This window comes from Acidobacteriota bacterium, from assembly GCA_018268895.1.
In the GTDB taxonomy this organism is placed as follows: domain Bacteria; phylum Acidobacteriota; class Terriglobia; order Terriglobales; family Acidobacteriaceae; genus Edaphobacter.
The window spans coordinates 371,037-390,599 of sequence record JAFDVP010000007.1; the positions used below are offsets into that span (position 1 = coordinate 371,037).

17 protein-coding genes and 1 pseudogene are annotated in these 19,563 nt (G+C 61.4%); 12 read left to right on the forward strand and 6 right to left on the reverse strand.

What is annotated here, in order from left to right; translation table 11 throughout:
* The first annotated feature begins 203 nt into the window (after window positions 1-203).
* From JSS95_09090 to JSS95_09100, 3 genes are all read left to right on the forward strand, one after another.
* Window positions 204-1,901 carry an NAD(P)/FAD-dependent oxidoreductase gene (locus tag JSS95_09090; protein ID MBS1799965.1) on the forward strand — a complete coding sequence of 566 codons (1,698 nt, stop codon included), beginning with the start codon at window positions 204-206 and terminating at the stop codon, window positions 1,899-1,901.
* A 5-nt stretch (window positions 1,902-1,906) separates the two neighbouring features.
* Window positions 1,907-2,719: a hypothetical protein gene (locus JSS95_09095; GenBank protein ID MBS1799966.1), complete on the forward strand. Its 813-nt coding sequence runs from the start codon at window positions 1,907-1,909 to the stop codon at window positions 2,717-2,719.
* Window positions 2,720-2,825: 106 nt separating this feature from the next.
* A complete protein-coding gene (locus tag JSS95_09100) occupies window positions 2,826-3,914 on the forward strand; it encodes a glycoside hydrolase family 88 protein (protein ID MBS1799967.1) in 1,089 nt (362 codons plus the stop codon).
* A 406-nt stretch (window positions 3,915-4,320) separates the two neighbouring features.
* Here JSS95_09100 and JSS95_09105 read toward each other — a convergent pair whose 3' ends face one another.
* From JSS95_09105 to JSS95_09115, 3 genes are all read right to left on the reverse strand, one after another.
* Window positions 4,321-4,596 (reverse strand): hypothetical protein, encoded by a 276-nt coding sequence (locus JSS95_09105; protein ID MBS1799968.1) that lies wholly within the window; start codon window positions 4,594-4,596, stop codon window positions 4,321-4,323.
* 484 nt (window positions 4,597-5,080) lie between these two features.
* Window positions 5,081-5,542 (reverse strand): GyrI-like domain-containing protein, encoded by a 462-nt coding sequence (locus tag JSS95_09110; protein ID MBS1799969.1) that lies wholly within the window; start codon window positions 5,540-5,542, stop codon window positions 5,081-5,083.
* 120 nt (window positions 5,543-5,662) lie between these two features.
* The gene (locus tag JSS95_09115) at window positions 5,663-6,817 is read right to left on the reverse strand and encodes a DNA polymerase III subunit beta (GenBank protein ID MBS1799970.1); all 1,155 of its coding nucleotides are present in this window, start codon (window positions 6,815-6,817) and stop codon (window positions 5,663-5,665) included.
* Window positions 6,818-7,613: 796 nt separating this feature from the next.
* On the opposite strand from JSS95_09115, the gene JSS95_09120 reads away from it, so the two are divergent.
* The gene (locus JSS95_09120; GenBank protein MBS1799971.1) at window positions 7,614-8,270 is read left to right on the forward strand and encodes an NAD(P)H-binding protein; all 657 of its coding nucleotides are present in this window, start codon (window positions 7,614-7,616) and stop codon (window positions 8,268-8,270) included.
* Between the two features lie 322 nt (window positions 8,271-8,592).
* On the opposite strand, the gene JSS95_09125 is transcribed toward JSS95_09120, so the two are convergent.
* Complete coding sequence (locus JSS95_09125) at window positions 8,593-9,633, reverse strand: hypothetical protein (GenBank protein MBS1799972.1); 1,041 nt, start codon at window positions 9,631-9,633, stop codon at window positions 8,593-8,595.
* 443 nt (window positions 9,634-10,076) lie between these two features.
* On the opposite strand from JSS95_09125, the gene JSS95_09130 reads away from it, so the two are divergent.
* The 6 genes and pseudogenes from JSS95_09130 to JSS95_09155 all read left to right on the forward strand — a co-directional run bounded on the left by JSS95_09130 (window position 10,077) and on the right by JSS95_09155 (window position 14,000).
* Window positions 10,077-10,835: a hypothetical protein gene (locus tag JSS95_09130; GenBank protein ID MBS1799973.1), complete on the forward strand. Its 759-nt coding sequence runs from the start codon at window positions 10,077-10,079 to the stop codon at window positions 10,833-10,835.
* Window positions 10,836-11,217: 382 nt separating this feature from the next.
* Window positions 11,218-11,373, forward strand: coding sequence for a 50S ribosomal protein L34 (gene rpmH / locus JSS95_09135; GenBank protein ID MBS1799974.1), 156 nt, complete (start codon window positions 11,218-11,220; stop codon window positions 11,371-11,373).
* A 237-nt stretch (window positions 11,374-11,610) separates the two neighbouring features.
* Complete coding sequence (locus JSS95_09140; protein MBS1799975.1) at window positions 11,611-11,781, forward strand: hypothetical protein; 171 nt, start codon at window positions 11,611-11,613, stop codon at window positions 11,779-11,781.
* Window positions 11,782-12,216: 435 nt separating this feature from the next.
* Window positions 12,217-12,783 (forward strand): hypothetical protein, encoded by a 567-nt coding sequence (locus tag JSS95_09145; protein ID MBS1799976.1) that lies wholly within the window; start codon window positions 12,217-12,219, stop codon window positions 12,781-12,783.
* Complete coding sequence (locus JSS95_09150) at window positions 12,783-13,124, forward strand: hypothetical protein (protein MBS1799977.1); 342 nt, start codon at window positions 12,783-12,785, stop codon at window positions 13,122-13,124. The genes JSS95_09145 and JSS95_09150 overlap by 1 nt, the downstream gene beginning before the upstream one ends.
* A 267-nt stretch (window positions 13,125-13,391) precedes the next feature.
* Window positions 13,392-14,000 (forward strand): annotated as a pseudogene (locus JSS95_09155) (acetylhydrolase).
* A gap of 749 nt (window positions 14,001-14,749) precedes the next feature.
* Here JSS95_09155 and JSS95_09160 read toward each other — a convergent pair.
* Together JSS95_09160 and JSS95_09165 are read right to left on the reverse strand one after the other, a co-directional pair.
* Complete coding sequence (locus tag JSS95_09160; protein ID MBS1799978.1) at window positions 14,750-17,077, reverse strand: GH92 family glycosyl hydrolase; 2,328 nt, start codon at window positions 17,075-17,077, stop codon at window positions 14,750-14,752.
* A 1-nt stretch (window position 17,078) separates the two neighbouring features.
* Window positions 17,079-17,234 (reverse strand): hypothetical protein, encoded by a 156-nt coding sequence (locus JSS95_09165; protein ID MBS1799979.1) that lies wholly within the window; start codon window positions 17,232-17,234, stop codon window positions 17,079-17,081.
* A gap of 166 nt (window positions 17,235-17,400) precedes the next feature.
* Between JSS95_09165 and JSS95_09170 the strand changes: the two genes are divergently transcribed.
* Together JSS95_09170 and JSS95_09175 are read left to right on the forward strand one after the other, a co-directional pair.
* Entirely contained in the window at window positions 17,401-18,108 is a 708-nt protein-coding gene (locus JSS95_09170; protein MBS1799980.1) for a rhodanese-related sulfurtransferase, read from the forward strand.
* Between the two features lie 309 nt (window positions 18,109-18,417).
* A complete protein-coding gene (locus JSS95_09175; protein MBS1799981.1) occupies window positions 18,418-18,870 on the forward strand; it encodes a RidA family protein in 453 nt (150 codons plus the stop codon).
* Window positions 18,871-19,563 lie beyond the last annotated feature (693 nt).

The following is a 19,563-nucleotide window of genomic DNA, read 5'->3' on the forward strand; positions in this document are numbered from 1 at the left end:
ACAGTATCGCGCATCGCCCGTGCTCCCAGGTAGCGGCTTTGCCATGCAGGGTGTAATTCGCGGTACTCTCCGGTCGAACGCGGCGCCGCGCATCCTTGCATATGCGGGGAGAGAGTGCAAAATGCGCCTGTTAGGATTGAACCTGCGACACAACCCCGCCTGTAGCCGGAAATCCCAGGGCCCCGAGCGCATGGATGCACCCAATGGATAACAAGACGCGGACCGCGATCATCATTGGCGCAGGTCCTGCGGGATTGACCGCGGCACTGGAGCTGTTGCGGAGGACCGACATCCGTCCGATCGTGCTTGAGGCGAGCGACGAGATCGGCGGCATCTCACGCACCATTCGCTACAAAGGCAACAGGATGGACATCGGCGGCCACCGCTTCTTCTCCAAGAGCGATCGCGTGATGCAGTGGTGGATCGACCTGATGCCGCCTGTGGCGGATGCCGGCACCGTCATCAGCTACCAGGGCAACCAGCGCGTGGTCGAAGTCCCCGGCAATCTGCCGCAGGAGCCCCCGCTGCGCGGCATGGGGCCGCTCGAGATCGACACGGAGACCGAGGAGACCGACGCGACGGGACACGAGAATGCCGACGCGCACGGGCACACGGAGACGGTCGTCACGCGCGAGCCCGAGAACCCGGACCTCGTGATGCTGATCCGCCCGCGCAAGAGCCGCATCTACTATCTGCGCAAATTCTTCGACTATCCCATCACGCTGACGGCGACGACGCTGGGGAATCTCGGCGCGGTGCGCACCATCAAAGTGGGCGTCAGCTACATGAAGTCGCGCGTCACCCAGATCAGGCCGGAGAAGAGCCTCGAAGACTTTCTCATCAACCGCTTCGGCCGCCAGCTCTACCTCACCTTCTTCAAGAGCTACACCGAGAAGGTGTGGGGAACACCGTGCGAGGAGATCTCCGCCGAGTGGGGAGCGCAGCGCATCAAGGGACTCAGCCTGACGACCGCCGTAAAGCACTTCGTCAGGAAGGCGTTCTCGGGCGGCGGCAAGGGTAAGGGCGACATCGCGCAGAAGGGGACGGACACCAGCCTCATCGAGCGCTTCATGTATCCCAGGCTCGGCCCCGGCCAACTGTGGGAGCACGTCGCCGATCAGGTCGTCGCGCTCGGCGGCGAGATCCGCATGAAGCGGCGCGTCGACAAAATCCACTGCGAGGGCGACCGCGTCGTCTCGATCGAAGCCCTGGATGAAGACGGCCGACTCGAGACGCTCGCGGGCGACTACTTCTTCTCGACGATGCCGATGCGCGATCTCGTGCGCGCGATCGACGCTCCGGTTCCCACAAATGTGCGCGAGGTGAGCGAAGGCTTGCAGTATCGCGACTTCATCACCGTGGGCCTGCTCGTCGACAGGCTGAAGGTCCACGAGCCGGACGGCGGCCTGCTGAAGGACACCTGGATCTACGTGCAGGAGCCCGATGTGTTACTAGGACGGTTACAAATCTTCAACAACTGGAGCCCGTACCTGGTCGCCGACCCCGAGAAGGTGTGGATCGGCCTCGAATACTTCTGCTACGAGACCGACGACCTGTGGAAGATGCCCGACGACGAGCTGAAGAACTTCGCCATCGCCGAGGTAGCGAAGATCGGCATCCTGAACGCACAGGACGTGAGCGACGCGCACGTGGTCCGCGTGCCGAAGACCTACCCGGCGTACTTCGGCACCTACTCGCGCTTCGACGAGCTGAAGGCCTTCACCGACACGTTCGAGAACCTCTTCCTCGTCGGCCGCAACGGCATGCACAAGTACAACAACCAGGACCACAGCATGTTGACCGCGATGGCCGTCGTCGACGGCCTGGCCGCGGGCAAAGTCGACAAGGCCGCGCTATGGGAGATCAACACCGAGCAGGAGTACCACGAGGAGAAGAAGTGACGCCGATGCGCAAAGCGACTCTTCAAGCGGCAGTGCTGCTGGCTTGCAGCGTATGCTGTGCGCCGTTGGTGCGCGCGCAACAGGCGAAACCCGTGGAAGCGTCGACCGTCCATGGCATCGAAGGCGCGCGTCTTGCAGACGTCCGCAACCTCGACGGCAAGCTGTATCACGTTCAGGGCGTCGACCTCGACGGCAAACACGTGTGGGTGACATCGGTGGACGCCGAGGCCCGCAAGGGCTATCTGCACCAGTTCGACCGTGCGACGCTCAAGCTCCAGCGCCAGGTCGAGATCACCGACGGCTCGCGCTTCCACCCCGGCGGCTTCTCCGTCGCTGGCGACTCGATCTGGGTCCCGGTCGCGGAGTACCGCCCGCACAGCAGCGCCGTGCTGCTGGAACTGGACAAGCGCACCCTCGCGGTCAAACGAAGGATTGAGGTCGCCGACCACATCGGCTGTGTCGCGGTCACCGGCGACGGCGAGCTGATCGCCGGCAACTGGGGCAGCCGCCAGCTTTACGTCTTCGACCGCGCGGGCAAACAGCTCCGCGTCATCGACAATCCTTCGATCAACCAGTACCAGGACATCAAGTTCGTCGATGGAATGCTGGTGGGCGCGGGAAACCTGACCCGCACCAGCGGCGCCGTCGACTGGTACTCGTGGCCTTCGATGAAGCTCGAGCGCAGCCTCGCCTCGGGCTTTACCGACAGGGGCAGGCTCTTCACGGCCGAGGCGATGGCGCTCAAGGGCCGCGACCTCTACCTGCTGCCCGAGGATGGCCCCAGCCGCCTGTTCCACTTCGTGCTGCCGAAGCCGTAAGCAACAACTGTTTCCGGTTCTCCCTTCAACATGGTTTCCAGTGGTACGTCCACATGGGTAAAATGGCCCCGCCGTCAAAACTCAATCAACCCTTCGCGAGGCCACCATGCGTTTTAAGCTTCTCCTCTTCGGATGCCTGTTTCTCAGCTCCCTTGCAGTCGCTAACGCCCAGCAGGACTACTTCAGCAACTGGCCCTCGGGCACCAGTCCGCAGGAGGTTGGCAAGAAATTGGCCGACCACTTCGTCACCAGCCCGCACCAGTACACCAGGACCATCCACTACTCCGAGATCTGCACCTGGTACGGCGCGCTTCAGTTCGCCGAGCTGACGCACGACACCGCCCTGCGCAACGCGCTGATCAAGCGCTTCGACCCGCTCATGCCCGGAGGAGCCGAGGATGAGCGCCGTCCCAGGCGCCGCCACGTCGACGACTCCATCTTCGGCGTCGCCCCGCTCGAGATCGCCCGCCAGACCAAGGACGAGAAGTACCTCAAGGAAGGTCTCTGGTGGGCCGACCGCCAGTGGGAGAACCCCCAGCCCGACGGCCTCTCCGCCGAGACCCGCTACTGGATCGACGACATGTACATGCTCACCATGCTGCAGCTCGAAGCCTACCGCGCCACCGGCGACAAAAAGTACCTCGACCGAGACGCGAAAGAGATGGTCGCCTACCTCGACAAGCTGCAGCAGCCCAACGGCCTCTTCTACCACGCGCCCGACGTCAAGTACTTCTGGGGACGCGGCGACGGCTGGGTCTCCGCCGGAATGGCCGAGATGCTCTCCTCGCTGCCCGCGAACCACCCCGACCGCGCACGCATCATGAAGGGCTACAAGCTGATGATGTCGTCGCTGCTCAAGTACCAGGGCAAGGACGGCATGTGGCGCGAGCTGATCGACAAGGACGACGCCTGGCCCGAGAGCTCCTCCTCCGCCATGTTCGCCTTCGGCATGATCATGGGCGTGAAACACGGCTGGCTCGATGCCGCCACCTACGGACCGGCCGCGCGCAAGGCCTGGATCGCAGTCACCGGCTACGTCGACCAGAACAGCGACGTCACCCAGGTCTGCGAGGGCACAGGCAAGAAGGACTCGCTCGAGTACTACTACCAGCGCAAACGCCGCACCGGAGACTTCCACGGTCAGGCGCCGGTGCTCTGGTCCGCCGGCGCGCTGCTCCGCGAAGGCGTCAAGTAAGCCCCATTTTTGCAGGATGTCTCCAACGAACGGGTACCCTATCTGGCGGTCTCATCGCCAGATAGGGGGGACTTCGGGCCTATCGTGCCGGGCTTGGGGAACCTCCGATTAATTCCGGTTTTGTTAAGGGCACCCGTTCGACTGCGCTCAGGGCAGGCTCTTCAGCCGTGCCGCAAGTGGCTTGTCTGCAATGCGCCTTTAGCCGCTGAGGGGAATGTTCGGATACTTAATCAGACCTTCCCTGGAGCATTTTCCTTATAGGTGTAGCTCTTGCTTTCAAGGCCGAAGGCCCGCCAACATACCAGCCTGGGCCGAAGGCCCAGGTTTACAGGCCGACGATCAACCAGAGCGCTGTACGCGCGATACATGGCAATGCCGGCGGAGCTACATCTGAAGGGAAACAGCTCTATCGTGCGCGCCTCAACCGCAGCACCGAGTTGATCTCATCACCACTCATCATCGGTGCCGGAGCCCGCATCACGGGACGCATTCGCTCCGCCACACCGACCGCGTCCTCTTCCATCAGCGCGACGACTTCGTCCTGACCCAGCAACCGCGCGATCCCCATCGCTGACCGCAGACCCGAAACATCCCGGTCTTCCAGTCGAAGCCTAACGCTCTCAATGCAAAGGTCTTTTGCGGCGCCTCTTGCGCCACGCCTCTCCGCTCTGCCGTCATTCACAGGCACATCCCCCGTATATGGCTATACCCAGGCAGCTTTTCCAAGTACCGCAAGCACTACGGAGTTACGCGGAAGGGACCGTCTCTGGTACGACGTTTCCCGCTAGAACGTGGTTGTACCACGTCCTGCACCGTATTGACACCAAAAAACTCTCCCGGAGGATTCAATAAAGACAATGACCAGGCAGTAGACAAACGATCAACCACCCACACCCCACCGGCACCCACCCGCACCTTCGGTATGTCATTGCGGAGCTGCGGTATGTCATTCCGGAGCTTTGCGAAGAGCCTGCCCTGAGCTCGTCGAAGGGACCTGCATTTTCCCGCCCCGGCAACACGCTACAAGCCAAAAGTACAAATGCAGGATCCTTCGACTGCGCGGCTACGCCGCTGCGCTCAAGGGATGACAAATCCGACGGGTTGGGTGAAGTACCAGGTGCCCCATCGCTCTGCGGCAGCGAAGGCAGGAGGAAACCGCGCGTCGATCAGGCCAGCGGACGGTTCAGCTCCGTGCGCCACTCCTCCGGACGCGCGCTCGTATCCGGTCCCACCACATACCTCTCCCACAGGTCCTCGCGCGTCTCGTAGCCTTTCTCGTCGATCCACGCCATGAACTCGCCCCACGCCTTCCCCAGCCCGTCGTAGTTGCCGCTGTACACCGTGCGCGCTACCTGCACCGGCTCCATCACACCCGGATACACCCGTCCCGTCTGCGCCACCACCGCGTTCACCGGGATGCAGATGCGGAAGTCGAACGTCTCATGCGGCCGCCGGATGTGGTGCGTAAACCACGGCCCCGCCGGCACAATCTTCTGCGCCTGCAACACCTCGCCAAGCTCCTTCAGCCCCGCCTGCATCGCCGCCATCACCCCGGCGCGAGGCACCGTCACATGCACATACGCCACAAGCTGCGCCGCCGACTCAACCACCTCAGGTGTACTGATCATTCCTCATCTCCTTTCATAACCTTTTGGTTATATACAAGGAAAGCGAAGACCCTGTCAAGCCGCATGAAAACGAAAAAGCGCGCCGCAGTGGCGCGCCTTTGTCTGTCAGCGCCCAACCCCTCAGATGCGCATCGGCATCAGGATGTACCTGTACTTCACATCCTCGTTGCCATCTTCCGGCCGCATCTGGCCCGCGCTCTGCGCGTCCTTGAACTCCAGACGCACCTCGCCCGTGTTGCCGATCGCCTTCAGGAAGTCGATCAGGTACTGGCTGTTGAAGCCCACCACCAGGGGATCGTAGTTGTACGGCGTCTCGATGGTGTCTTCGGATTCGCCCGCATCTGTGGAAGATGAGGAAAGCTTCAGCTCGTTCTGCTCCAGCCGTATCTTGATCGCGCCCGAGCGCTCGTCTGCGAACTGCGCCACGCGCTGAATCGAACCCATCAGGTCCTCCGAGCGCACGATCACAAACTTCGTATTGTCCCTCGGCAGCACGGCCTCGTAGTTCGGGAACTGACCCGTCAGCTTGCGGCTCGTCAACACGCGGCCTCCCACGCGGAAGAACAGCGTCTGGTCGTCGTCGGCGAAGTCGAAGCTCTCGGCCTCCGTGTTCGACAGCAGGCCCTGCAACTCGCCCAGCGCCTTGCGCGGGATCAGCGTCTTCTTCTCGCCCTGCACGCCTTCGAGGTTCTCTCCCAGCTTCTCGACGTGCGCCAGCCTGTGGCCGTCGGTCGCCACCATCGCCATCGACTCGGCCTTCAGCACCAGCAGCGCGCCGTTCAGCGTATACCGCGACTCCTCGCTGGAGATGGAAAAGATCGTCTTCGAGATCAGGTTCTTCAGCCCCGCCACCGGCAGCTTCACCCCGCCCGCGGCAGGGAACTCCGGCACCGCCGGGTAGTTCGCCCGCGCCATGCCCACCATCTTCGTGTTCGAGCGGCCCGCGCGGATCTGCACCCAGTGGTTGTCCATCAGCTTGATCGAGATGTCGCCCTCGGGCAGCAGCTTGATGTAGTCGTACAGCTTGCGCGCCGGAATCGTGCATGCGCCCGCCTTCTTCACCTTCGCCGTGCAGCTGGTCTTCATCGACTGGTCGAGATCGGTCGCCGTGATCGTCAACTTGCCGTCGTCCGTCGCCTCGAACAGAAAGTTCGACAAGATCGGGATCGTCGTCTTGCGCTCCACCACCGACTGCGCTGCCGTCAGCTCGCGCAGCAGCTCCGCGCGGGAGACGCTGATCTCGAGGTTCCCCGTAGGGGCGGCATTCGTTGTCATCTCGGAGTCCTGGGCTGCTGTCGTCACGGTCAATCCCCCATCGTCATCGGCTTTGTGCGCAAGGTGTGCTGGCCAAACTGTAACACCGAACTCCGCACGCAGACACACGGAACCCGGAGGCGCAATCCACTTCAGGCGTCTGACTGATTCTAGGACCTCCCAGCTATATATGACGCCTGTGAAAAACTTCGGCGTTCTGCGGGAAACTGCCCCAGACCTGTCACTGCCCTTTGTCCCTTTTACTCTTTGTCATTCCGCAGCGTTAGCGGAGGAATCTGCTTTAATCCCTGACTCAACACATACTTTGTCATCCTGAGCGGAGCACGAAGTGCGCAGTCGAAGGACCTGCATTTCCCATCCTCGCCACAACCGCCCGGGTGCCCCATCCTTCGCATCGCGAAGGGTGGGATGAACCAATCCCAACCGCGACGGTTTTAAAAGAAGAAATTAACTCTTAAACAAGAGATATGTCCCGTAGTCTTAACCGTTCTCCCATGAAAAGTGGATAACCGTCACATCGACCTCAATCAAAACCACTTATCCATGTGTCCCGTTTTAGAAAACCAGGCTGTGCAAGATCGTATAACGCGGAACCCCCGCAACGGATCCCTCCACCTGTCCCCCTTTATCCCCACTTCCCACAATCCTCACCCGCCCCACCCGAGGAAGACCCCACCGAACCCTGCATTACATCCCCAACTCAAGCCGGGTCATCTACTTGCGCCAACCATTTTTTTCACACACGTACCCGGATCGTGTGGATAATCAGCCCGTACCACTTTGCGAGAGTACCCCCATGAACATTGCCATCTTCGGGGCGAACGGAGCCACGGGACGCCTCATCACCCAGTACGCCCTCGCCGCCGGACACACCCTGACCGTGCTGCTGCGCACGCCGAAAGACTTCCCCTACCTCGAACGCCTCACCCTCGGCGGCCACGTCGTCCACGGCAGCGCCTTCGACCCCCACGACGTCGCCCGCACCATCCAGGGCGCCGACGTCGTCTTCTCCGCCCTCGGCGCAAAGTCACCCCTGCGCAACGAGAACGTCCTCCCCCGCGCCGTCCCGCTCATCGTCAAGGCCATGCAGCAGAGTCCGGGGACCAAACGCCTCATCGTCCTCGGCTCCGCCGGGGCGCTCCCCGGCTCCCTCGCTCAACAGCCCGCCTGGCGCCGCTGGGTCGTTCAGAAGATCGTCTACCCCCGGCTGCTCAAGTGGCCTGTCTACGAGCAGAAGGTGCAGTACCTCGCCCTGCTCTCGAGCGGCCTCGACTGGACCATGGTCATGCCGCCCATGCTCACCAACGGACGCGAGCGCGGCAACATCCGCATCGACGGCGAAGCCCTGCCACCCAACGCCTCCAGCATCTCCCGCGCCAGCGTCGCCCGCTTCATGCTCCAGCAGATCGAAGACCCCGAATGGCGCCGCAAAGGCGTCTACATCAGCAACTGAAGCTGAGGTACCTGGTACTCGGTACAAGGTACTGGGAAATACGAATACCCTTGTATCGCCACCAATCCGGGTGCCCCATCTTAGCGACGGTTTCATCGTCGCTAAGGTGGGACCATTCGCGCGAAGCGCGAACCTGACATCCTTCCCGCTCACTAATCAATCCATCGACTAAAATTTGTCATCCTGAACCGTCGAAGGGCCTGCATTTTTCAGAATGCCCCATACAATCCGGGTGCCCCATTCTTAGACGCAAAGCGGCTAAGGGCGGGATAAACAAATTCACCAAGCAACCCTGGCTCAAGAACACACCATCACGAAACCATCAAACCGCGCTCATCACGCTCTCCCTCTCCTCCTCACGCTCTCCCTGCATCGCATACCGCTCCAGCAACAGCACTGCGGCAACCGCCGTGAATCCCGAAAGCTCTCCATAGATGCGCGTCTCCACCAGGATCCCCTTCACAAACATGATGGCGAACCACACCGGCATCACCAACAGATAGTTCGCAAACCTTGCCGGCGCAATCTTCTTCCGGCACACCAGCACCACCGGCAGAACGTAGCCGCAGATGTTCAGTACTGCCGGCCAGTGCTTGGGCATCAGCTTCTCCAGGTTGTCGCGCACGTGGATGGCGTCCTCCGCGTTGTTGTTCGCCGCGAAGATATGGTGCAACGCGATCCTGATCGTCAGCCACACCGCCGTAAGCATCGCCACCCGGACCCACGGCATCATCCGCAGATCGAGCCGCCGCCACAGCGCGCGCGACAAGCTCGTATCTCGCGAGCAGCTGTCGATCATGTAGATCACAATCAGAAACAGCGTCGTCTCGCGGTTCACTGTTCCGATCAGCACCGTAAGGAACAGCGGCCAATACTGCCGCGTGTAGATGTAGTACACCCCCGCCGTAAAAAACATCAGGCTCAGCACATCGTACGGATAGAAGAAGGGCTGCTGCACGATCACCACGTAGCTCCACAGCGTGACATACAGAAACGCCGGGTACACCGCGAACCACAATTTGCGCGATGGAGAGAGCGCGTCATACAGCTTCATCACAAAGAAGCCCGCAATACAAAGCGCAAAGAAACAAACCACAAAATAAGCTCCGCGCTGTATGGGAAGAAACAGCCCGCGCAGGTGCTCAAACACTGCCGTGATCGCCCTGCTGTGCACCAGCGGATACAGCAGCGCCACCGGCAGCACCCTCTCCTGAAAAGGGTTTCTCTCCGCCCCCCTCATGTAGTCCCAGAACCTGAGATAAGGGTGCGTCGATACAAGATAGAAGCTGGCCAACTGCATCGTTGCCAGCACATAAAGAACGTGAGCAAGGATCTGCGCACGCGATATCGCTCCAATTCGCATTCGCCATTCCAGAATGAAATTTTCGTTCTCTTGAAAGATGGCTAACGCGCGAAAGACTTTCTCGTACTGCGCCCACCCCGGGAAAATCACTTCACACTCTTTGATGCACTTCAGCAGCCACAGTAAAGCTGCTTACAGCAATCCGCACCAATTTGCTGTAAGCATCTGATTTTTAGCGCGCACGATTTCTGTTGCTGGCGCGCAACATTCCACGCACAAAGAAATTCCTGCCCACAACCCCGCCATTCTTTCCGTGTCTTTTTACACTCCTCCAGAAATACGGGTGCCCCTACATGACACAGCCTCAACGCAGCATGTGTATGGGAACATTCGCAACGCAGCATGTATGGAAACATTCGCGCGAACTGCTTCTAGGTACGCCAAGCCTTCAGGCCTGGCTCTCTCCAGCCCGCTTTTAGATAAAGGGGGCTTTAGCCCCTGGGGTGTGCTTCCCTGCACGCAACATCTCCATACCAACCGGGTACCATCACACAAGCATCTCCATTCATGGAGCACCGATGACCCTCCCCCGCGCCCTGGCCCTTCTCCTCTTCGCCGCAACGCTTGCACCCGCGCAGACACTCGAGCGCCACCCCGATCCGCAGCCGCAAGCGCCCACGACGAACACCCCCACCGGCCGCTGGATCTCCGAGCACACCTCCGCCGGCGGCATCGGCACCTGGTGGGACTTCCGCCCCGACGGCACGCTCACCATGTACATCGGCGCCGCCGTTACCGCGCCCATCTCCCACACCGCCGACACCGTCGTCGTCCCCGGCTCCGGCGGCAACCGGCTCGCGCTCGACTACCGGATTACCGGCAACATCCTCAACCTCAAGCGCGCAGGCGACCCCGACACCCTCTTCACCCGCGTCGGTCCCGCACCCAACCCGTCCGACCCCCTACTCGGCCGCTGGCGTCCCAACCCGCCCGCCACCTACAGCTCCGACCCCAAACTCGCCGCGCGCCAGAAGGCCATGACCTCCGGCGTCTACGTCTTCGCGCCCAACAACACCCAGACCGTCCGCATCCCCTTCGTCTCGCGCACCGGCACCTGGGACCGCGCCGCCCACACCCTCCAGCTCGAAGGCGACACGCACACCTACTCCTTCAACCGCACCGCCCAGGGACTCGTCCTCGGCCAGCCCCCCGACAACACCAAAACCGGAACCTACATCCCCGACCCCCTCTTCCCGCAGTAGGCCTCCCACACGCCCCGGGTACGCCCCCTCACGCACCCCCGAATCTGTCATCCTGAGCAAAGCGGCGTAGCCGCGCAGTCGAAGGACCTGCATTTTTGCAGGATGCCCGTGTGCTGTGTGCCCCATCCTTCGCGGCAGTATCGCGAAGGGTGGGAGGAACACGACCGCGCCGGGTGCTCCATACATGCGCCCATCGTCTGCGCTGCCCGTGCCGGCTCAGTTGACGTCCTTAGAGGGCCCACAGAGGGGCCCACGACCCGGCAAACCCCGGGGCTGTGAAAATCCCGGCCTCTTGGGGTATAATCAGAAATTGCTGCAATAGCTAAAAGTTCCGGCAGGAAGAGTTGCGCATAGCCGCCCCTGCCCATCAGGAGTCAGTTCCATGCCGAAGCGTACCTTTCAACCCAACCGTCGCCGCCGCTCCAAGACCCACGGCTTTCTCAGCCGCATGAAGACCAAGGCTGGCGCCGCCGTTCTCAGCCGTCGCCGCGCCAAGGGCCGTCACAAGATCGCCGTCAGCGCCGGTTACCGCGACTAGTTTCCCCTTGCCTGGAAGGGCGCCCATTCCGGTGCCCTCGGCAAAGCCTGCAAAGCTAAAAATTCCCCGAACGCATAGCAGACGTGTTTATCGGCACTTATGCCGGAAACGCCTCCCCTGCGCCCCATCTCCCTGTTAAAAACAGGGCAACCTGCCCCCGCGCCTGATCCTCCTATTGAATACCGGCACCGCGAAAGCGAACGAAGTGCCCTGCCGGCAAACGCAGGAGATGCAGCAATGAATCAGCCCACACAGCAGAAACCCAACCAGGGGATGCAGGACAAGGACAAGCAGAAGAGTCAATCTGGTCAGCACGTCCAGCAGGGTAACCGCCCCGGCCAGGGCGGCTATCAGTCCCCCGGCCAAGGCAGTCATCCCGGACAATCGGCTCCCCCCGATAAGAGATAGGACCCTGAAGCAGAAACAAGTCACAGCGTAACGCAGACGGCCCAAGGCACCCGTCAGAAAGCCCGCCATTTGAAGTGGCGGGCTTCTTCTTTTTAGAGCATTTTCCGTATAGGTGTAGCTCTTGCTTTCAGGGCCGAAGGCCCGCCAACATACCAGCCTGGGCTGAAGGCCCAGGTTTACAATCCCACAAATGAAGCGTTGAAGGCGCGACGCATACGTTCTCGGAGATGAGCTACACCTCCAGAGAAAATTCTCGAGCCGCCCGTTTTCCGAAACGACACAGCCTCGGCAAACCAAGGCCACTGATAGGCTTGTGTTTGACGTCGGCGGGCCTGGAGTCAGGCGAGCTTCGAGACAAAGGACCCCGACCGCACAAAGGGCCACACTGCCCCAAAAGCACCATGTTGCGTTCGCACTGAAGGAATATGCGCCTCAATGGAAATAACCTACCGCGGTTTGTGGACACTGATTCATGGCATGGGCTTCGGGCTGCTCTTTCTCCTGGGCTGCTCCGCGGCCATCATGGAGTTCTGGCGCGTCTGCATCGGCCACGACACATCCTCCGAGCGCGTCGACAGGACGCTGAAATGGTATCTGCTGGCAATGACGGCGCTGGCATGGCTTGCCGTCCTCTCCGGGGCCTACATCATCTATCCGTGGTATCGCGCCGCGGCTCCGGCGGGGGTGCATGATCTTAGCCTCTATCCCCAGCTGCTCTTGAAAAGCAGCACCGCCACCGCCGGATGGCACTCGCTCGGCATGGAATGGAAGGAGCATGTTGCGTGGATCGCACCGATCGCCATCACCATGGCGACCGCCGTCTTCTTCCAGTACGGCCGTGAACTGCGCAGGCAGCCGTACCTGCGCACGGCGGTCCTGCTCTTTGCGGTTGCTGCATTTGTCTCGGCAGGCATCGCCGGCTTCTTCGGAGCCATGATCAACAAATATGCGCCGACCAATGGCGGCTCCATCATCACCCTGGTTCACCCTGAAGGAAAGTAATGCACTCGGAAGACAGCAACGCTTCACCATCGCTACGGCCCAATGGCGCGGGAGCCGCAGCCGTGCTCTCGGCCGGAGTCGGGGTCTTCGTGCTCGGCGTCCTGACCGTTGCAGGAGACAAATCGGCCGCCATCAAAGCCATGATGATCTTCTACAAACCTACCGGGGCGCTGTCCGGCGTCACGTCGCTGTCGATCGTTGCGTGGCTGCTATCCTGGCTGCTTCTCCACCTCAGATGGAAAGAGAGAGACCTGCCTTTGAAGGCAATCGCAACGGCGGCGTTTCTACTCCTCGCCCTCTCGCTGCTGCTGACCTTTCCACCCTTCATCGACGCGATCTGATCGATAAAGACTGAAGTCCTCTGGGTACGCGCGGGTGCCCGATACATGACTCCGTCTTATTGCGCGAAGCGCGAACCGCATCCGGGTACGCCAGGCCTTCAGAGCACTTTCCCTCGCAGGTGTCGTCTTCAGGGCCGAAGGCCCGTCACATAACAGCCTGGACCGGCAGGCCTGGGTACTGATTTGGAACCACCTGAACGCTGTAAGCGCGACACATGGTAATGCTTCCGGCGGCGGCACGAACGCGCCTTCTTTAGAATTGTCCACGTGACCCCGACATCAAGGTTTTCCCTGGCCTCCATCGCCGCCGCGCTTCTCATTGCCTTTGCCCTCCACGCGCAGGAGACTCCCGGCAACACCACGCTCCACGACCTCGCCCCGGCCATTGTTCCCACGCCGCGCCTCGACGTTCCCTGGTGGGCTGAGCGCCACAACGCCATCGTCGAGCAGGTCCGCGCCCACCGCGACTTCAACCTGCTGCTGATCGGCGACTCCATCACGCAGAACTACGAGAAATCCTCGCCGCCCGACCAGGACTTCCAGCCCACGTGGAAGCAGTTCTACGCTCCCCGCAATGCGCTCAACCTCGGCTTCTCAGGCGACACCACCGCCAACCTGCTCTGGCGCCTCACCCACGGCGAGATCGACGGACTCCGCCCGCAGGCCGCCGTCGTCCTTATCGGCACCAACAACACTGGACACGCGCACCAGACCGCCGAGCAGACCGAGGCGGGCATCTCGAACGTCGTCGGAACCCTCACCCAGCGCCTCCCGCAGACTCGCATTCTTCTCCTAGGCATCCTCCCCAGCGACGTCTCCCCCGAGAAGACCGTCGCCGACAAGGCGATCAACGAGTGGCTCGAAAAGCGCTACGGCAGCAAAGCCGCTCCAGCGACAGCAGCAACCTCCGCAACAAGTAAAGACTGTCATCCTGAGCGAGCCGAAGGCGAGTCGAAGGACCTGCATTCCACCCCAACGTCCGGGTGCCCCATCCTTCGTGAAACGAAGGGTGGGAGGAGCGAAACCTCCATCACACCCACACCCCAGACCGACGCGCGCGTCACCTACCTCGACATCGGCAGCATCTTCAAAAACGCCGACGGCACGCTGAACACCGCACTCTTCTACGACCCGCGCCTCGCCACCCCAGGCAAGCCGCTCCACCCCGACACCAAGGGCCAGCGGATGATGGCCGAGGCCATCGAAACCACCCTGGCCAAACTCATGTACGACAAACCCCGCACTGCATTGTTAAAATAGTCCTGTATCGGTTACAAATTAATTTTGGATAAATCGCTGCCCCACCCAAACTCTGTCATTTTCCATACACAAAATTCGTCATCCGCTTCTTACAAAAGTCATCTGCTTCCCACAAAATTTGTCATCCTGAGCGGAGCGGCGTAGCCGCGAAGTCGAAGGACCTGCATCTCTTCCGCTCCAGCAGGAATCTACAAAGCATGGAAGAAACGCAGGTCCTTCGACTCCGCTTCCGTTGGTCGCTCCGCTCAGCATGACAATTTAATAGGCTGGGTAGGAAATACGAGGAACATGCCGGGTGCCCCATATCTGGCGGCTCCATCGCCAGATGTGGGATCATTCGCGCGAAAGCGCGAACCCTCCGCTACCTAAGCAAACTCCAGCGTCCCCGCCCCCAGCAACTCCTTGTGCCCGATCACCACTCCCGCATGCGCCTTCCCACCCACACGCAACGATCCAGCATCTCCGCGCCGCGTGATCACCAGCTTCTTCCCGTTGCCCACCGTCAGCGTCATCTTCTCAAACAGCGGAGCGCCCAGCACATACTCCGCCTTGCCCGGACACACCGGATAGAACCCCGCGGCAGACAGCAGAAACCACGCCCCCATCGAGCCCGTGTCCTCGTCTCCCGCAAACTCCTCCGGCGAGTACAGCTCCTCCATCACCCTCTTCGTCCAATAGCGCGTGCGCTCCGGCCTTCCCGCCAGAGCAAACAGATACAGCACGTGATGCACCGGCTGATTGCTGTGCGCATACTGCCCGAAGGTCCGCGCCGCCATCTCCGACATCTCGTGAATCTCGCCGCCATACGACCCCACATCGAACGCCGCCGGCATCGTAATCATCTTCTCGAGCTCTGCCGCGGCGATAGTGTTGCCGCCCATGGCCTTGAACAACTCCGCGGGCTCATGCGGAACGTCCCAGCGATGCTGCCACGCCGCGCCCTCCACATACGGCGATCCCCAACGCACCGGATCGAACGGCGCACCATTGTGCGTCACCCACGAGCCGTCCGAGTTCTTGCCGCGCAGAAATCCCACCTTCGCATCGAACAGGTTCCGCCAGTTGTGCGAGCGCCTCTCGAACATCGCGGCGTCTTCCTTATGCCCCAGCTTCGCCGCAATCTGCGCGATGCAGAAGTCGCCATACGCAGAATCCACCGTCTCCGCGCCCGACTGATGAATGTGGTCCTCGGCAACGTAGCCCAGCTTCAGATAGTCCTCAATACCGCGCCGCCCGTAGCCCTTGTCCGCATCGCCCGGCTCTATCGCATGTTTTCGGAGTCCCTGGTACGCCGTCTCCACATCGAAGCCCGGAATGTCTTTCACTACGCCATCGGCAAAGACCGCGTCGATCAAACTCCCCGTCATGCACGCGCGATAGCCCGGAGCGGGAAACTGCGGCATCCATCCGCCCTCGCGATACGCATTCACCCACGCCTGCAATATCTCGCCCAGCCGCTCGGGGAACATCACCGACATCCACGGATACCACGCGCGATACACGTCCCAGTAGCCGTGGTCGGCGTACATCACACCCGGCTCCACCTTGCCGTTGAACGCGCTGAAGTGCACCGGCTTCCCGTTCGCGTCCATCTCGTGCAACATGCGCGGAAACAGCAGCGCGCGATACATGCAGGAGTAAAACGTCCGCCGCTGGGCCTCGGTTCCGCCTTCCACCTTCGCGCGATCGAGATGCTCGTCCCACACCGTCTTCGCCGCGGCCTTCACCGCATCGAACCCGCCCGCAAGCTCGAGCTTCAGGTTTCTCTCCGCCTGCTCATACGAGATGAACGAGGTGCCGATGCGAATCTCCTGCGCCACGCCAGCCCGCGCCGGATAGCGCACGACCGCCACCTTGTGCCCGTCTCCCCCATGACTGCCCGCACCATTGCGCCCGGCAACGTCCGCCGTCTCCAGCTTCAGCGCGCTCGCACTCACACCTGCAAACTGCACGACATAGAATGCGCGAAAGTTCTCCGGAACGCCGCCGTCGTTGAAGCTGTTGCTCAGCCGCACCATCCCCGACGCCGCATCCAGCACAGCCTCCGCCTTCGCCGCGCCAGGCATGTCGATCGCAAACCCCGCGCCCTCGGCCATGTCGCGTTCGCCGTCACGCGCAGCGGCAAACGTCACTCGCATCGCCGCGCCATGCGCCGTGGGAGCAAGCTCCATCCGCGCGCGATACCGCAACAGCTCAATCTCCAGCCCCGCCGGCGACAACACCGCATCCTCCAGACGGTACGACGACCCGCGCGATCCGCCTGCCGCCTTCGCCAGCGCATCCACCGGCATGAACGTCGCATACCCGTAGTCGTTCAGCCACGGACTCAGCTGATGCGTGCACCGCACGCCCTCAATGCGCCTGTCCGCCGGATGAAAGAACCACGGCGTGTTGCGCCCATTGCTCTCAAGCGCCCAGTGCGCCATGCCGAACGGCACCGCCGCAATCGGTAGCGTGTTCCCCCGCGAGAACAGAAACGTCGACCCCGTCCCCTGCAGCAGGTTCACCATCTCCAGCGAACTCTTCGCCGCAGCAGTCACCTTCGCCGCATTGTTGGCATGATTGGCAGCAGCAGCCGCAACCTCACCCTGCGCCTCAACACCCGCCGCCGCAGCCACCACTCCCGCAGCCGCACCCTTCAAGAACAACCGACGATCAGGCCTCAATCTCTTCCTCCGGAATCCACCGTCCATATTACTGCCCCGGAAGCCGGGTGCCGGGTGCCCCATATCTGGCGGCCTCATCGCCAGATGTGGGACATTCGCGCAACGCGCGAACCGCCGTCTCCGGCCCCACCCCAAACCATGACGTTTCGACCGAAGCGACGAAGTCCCTTTTTTGAAGTGTCATTTCGACCGGAGCATCTCACGGCTCCATCGTGAGATGCGGAGTGGAGAAACCTGCTTCTCTGCCGTCAATACGAAGCCAATTGCCGGGTGCCCCATACATGCGGCCTCATCGCATGTGTGGGATCATTCGCGCGAAGGGCGAACCCAACGATTTATCATGATTAACAGTGACCTACACCATCGCAGCCTTCTACCGCTTCACCGCCGTATCCGACCCCGCCACACTCGCGGAGAAGCTGCGCTCCGCCTTTCGTGACACCGACCTCTCGGGCACCACCCTCATCGCCCCCGAGGGCGTCAACGGCACCATGGCCGCCTCCGCCGAAACCATCGAGCGTCTCCTCGATCTCCTCACCCAGGAGACCGGCCTCGACCGCGCCGAGGTCAAGTTCTCCTCCTCCACCGAGCGCCCCTTCGGCCGCCTCAAGTTCCGCGTCAAGCGCGAGATCATCACCTTCCGCGACGCCGCCGTCGATCCCACGCGCCCCGGCCAGTACGTTGAACCCGAGCAGTGGAACGCGCTCATCGCCGACCCCGATGTGCTCCTGCTCGACACCCGCAACCACTACGAGACCGGGATCGGCACCTTCGACGGAGCCACCGTCCCCAACACCGATAAGTTCTCCGACTTCGTCGCCTACGTCCGCGACAATCTCGACCGCGACAAGCACCGCAAGGTCGCCATGTTCTGCACCGGAGGCATCCGCTGCGAAAAAGCCTCCGCCTTCATGCTCCAGGAGGGCTTCGACGAGGTCTACCACCTCAAGGGCGGCATCCTCAAATACCTCGAGCAGGTCCCCGAACCCGAAAGCAAGTGGCAAGGCCAGTGCTACATCTTCGACCGCCGAACCTCAGTAGGCCACGAAGACTTCTAGTACAGGGTCGAGGGTGTAGGGAATAGGGAATAGAAAGCCGGGTGCCCCATACATGACGCGGCCTCATCGCGGCATGTGTGGGCATTCGCACAGAGCGCGAACCGCATCTGGGTACCCCAAGGCTTCAGCCTTGGGCCTCTACACCAGCTAAAACGAGCGAGGGGCTTTAGCCCCTGGGGTTCAATCCGCCGGTCTATACATGACGCAGTCTGCATGGGACATTCGCCCTATACGGCGCGAACAGCGTTCAGCCAGACGCAACAAGAATCTGAGAGAATGCAGCAGCGACAACTCCAGGAGAACTTAGCAATGAACAAACTCTACTCGCTCATCCTGAAGCGCGGCCTGATCCTCGCCGGCGCCGTCACCCTTTGCGCCTCGACCAGCGCCTTCGCCCAGAACAAGGCCATCGACTTCAAGCCCGGCAACCCCTTCAGCGACGCCGTCGTCGCGGGCAACACCCTCTATGTCGCCGGACAGCAGGGCCCCGGCGCCAACGGCAAGGTCGCAGGCCTCGACATCACCGCGCAGACCACCAATACCATCGCCGCCATCAAGAAAGTCGTCGAGAAGGCCGGCTTCAAGATGAGTGACATCGTCTCCGCGACCGTCTACATCACCGACCTCAACGACGTCCCCGCGATGAACAAGGTCTACATCAAGGAGATGCCCGACCCCAAGCCCGCCCGCGCCACCGTCAAGGTCGCCGGCCTCATCGGCGACGCCAAGATCGAGATCTCCGTCATCGCCGTCAAGCACTAACCAAACCGCAAAAACCAATGCCCCACACATACGCCTGTGTGGGGCATTCGCACGTAATCCCCAACCGCCGTGTCATTCCGATGCGAAGCGCAGCGGAGCCGAGGAATCCCCCGCATTTTTTGCAGGATGCCAGTAGGAACTATGGGGCCTCAGGTGTGACTCCAGATGTGGGGAACATTCGCGCAAAGCGCGAATCGCATCGCTTAAGGGCACGGCTTCAGCCGTGCCGCAAACGAATCGAACATGCAAGCGGCTTTAGCCGCTGAGGTACGTTTCGACGAGTTACAATCCCAGCGATGCCATCACCCGAACCACAATCAGCACTAGGCGATTTTTATGTAGAGCCCAACTGCTGCACCTCGTGTGGAGTTCCACAGATGGTCGCCCCGGATCTCGTAGGGTGGACAAATGAAGAGTATCCTCAGTGCCTTTGGAAGAAGCAGCCGGAAGATGAACACGAACTGCAACAAGCCTTTGCCATCTTCGATGACCAGGAGCTAGGGTGCCATCGCTATAGAGGCAGCGATCCTCAAATTCAGCAACGAGTAGGTTTCGAAAACTGCGACCACAAAGGCATCAGAAGATGGGGATCAATTTGGGAAGAATCCGCACCTGACGCGGAACCCCAATTTACTGGCAGCGAAGGTTTTCTTCGCAAACTTTGGTCAAAGCTCTCACGTCGGAATACCTGAT

Excerpts from the sequence above, each read along its gene's own strand:
- JSS95_09110 (MBS1799969.1), bottom strand. The coding sequence starts at position 5,542 with ATGATCAGTACACCTGAGGTGGTTGAGTCGGCGGCGCAGCTTGTGGCG.
- JSS95_09150 (MBS1799977.1), top strand. The coding sequence starts at position 12,783 with ATGCACTCGGAAGACAGCAACGCTTCACCATCGCTACGGCCCAATGGC.
- JSS95_09140 (MBS1799975.1), top strand. The coding sequence starts at position 11,611 with ATGAATCAGCCCACACAGCAGAAACCCAACCAGGGGATGCAGGACAAG.
- JSS95_09175 (MBS1799981.1), top strand. The coding sequence starts at position 18,418 with ATGAACAAACTCTACTCGCTCATCCTGAAGCGCGGCCTGATCCTCGCC.
- JSS95_09100 (MBS1799967.1), top strand. The coding sequence starts at position 2,826 with ATGCGTTTTAAGCTTCTCCTCTTCGGATGCCTGTTTCTCAGCTCCCTT.
- JSS95_09160 (MBS1799978.1), bottom strand. The coding sequence starts at position 17,077 with ATGGACGGTGGATTCCGGAGGAAGAGATTGAGGCCTGATCGTCGGTTG.
- JSS95_09145 (MBS1799976.1), top strand. The coding sequence starts at position 12,217 with ATGGAAATAACCTACCGCGGTTTGTGGACACTGATTCATGGCATGGGC.
- JSS95_09090 (MBS1799965.1), top strand. The coding sequence starts at position 204 with ATGGATAACAAGACGCGGACCGCGATCATCATTGGCGCAGGTCCTGCG.
- JSS95_09165 (MBS1799979.1), bottom strand. The coding sequence starts at position 17,234 with ATGACACTTCAAAAAAGGGACTTCGTCGCTTCGGTCGAAACGTCATGG.
- JSS95_09125 (MBS1799972.1), bottom strand. The coding sequence starts at position 9,633 with ATGCGAATTGGAGCGATATCGCGTGCGCAGATCCTTGCTCACGTTCTT.
- JSS95_09120 (MBS1799971.1), top strand. The coding sequence starts at position 7,614 with ATGAACATTGCCATCTTCGGGGCGAACGGAGCCACGGGACGCCTCATC.
- rpmH (MBS1799974.1), top strand. The coding sequence starts at position 11,218 with ATGCCGAAGCGTACCTTTCAACCCAACCGTCGCCGCCGCTCCAAGACC.
- JSS95_09115 (MBS1799970.1), bottom strand. The coding sequence starts at position 6,817 with ATGACAACGAATGCCGCCCCTACGGGGAACCTCGAGATCAGCGTCTCC.
- JSS95_09095 (MBS1799966.1), top strand. The coding sequence starts at position 1,907 with ATGCGCAAAGCGACTCTTCAAGCGGCAGTGCTGCTGGCTTGCAGCGTA.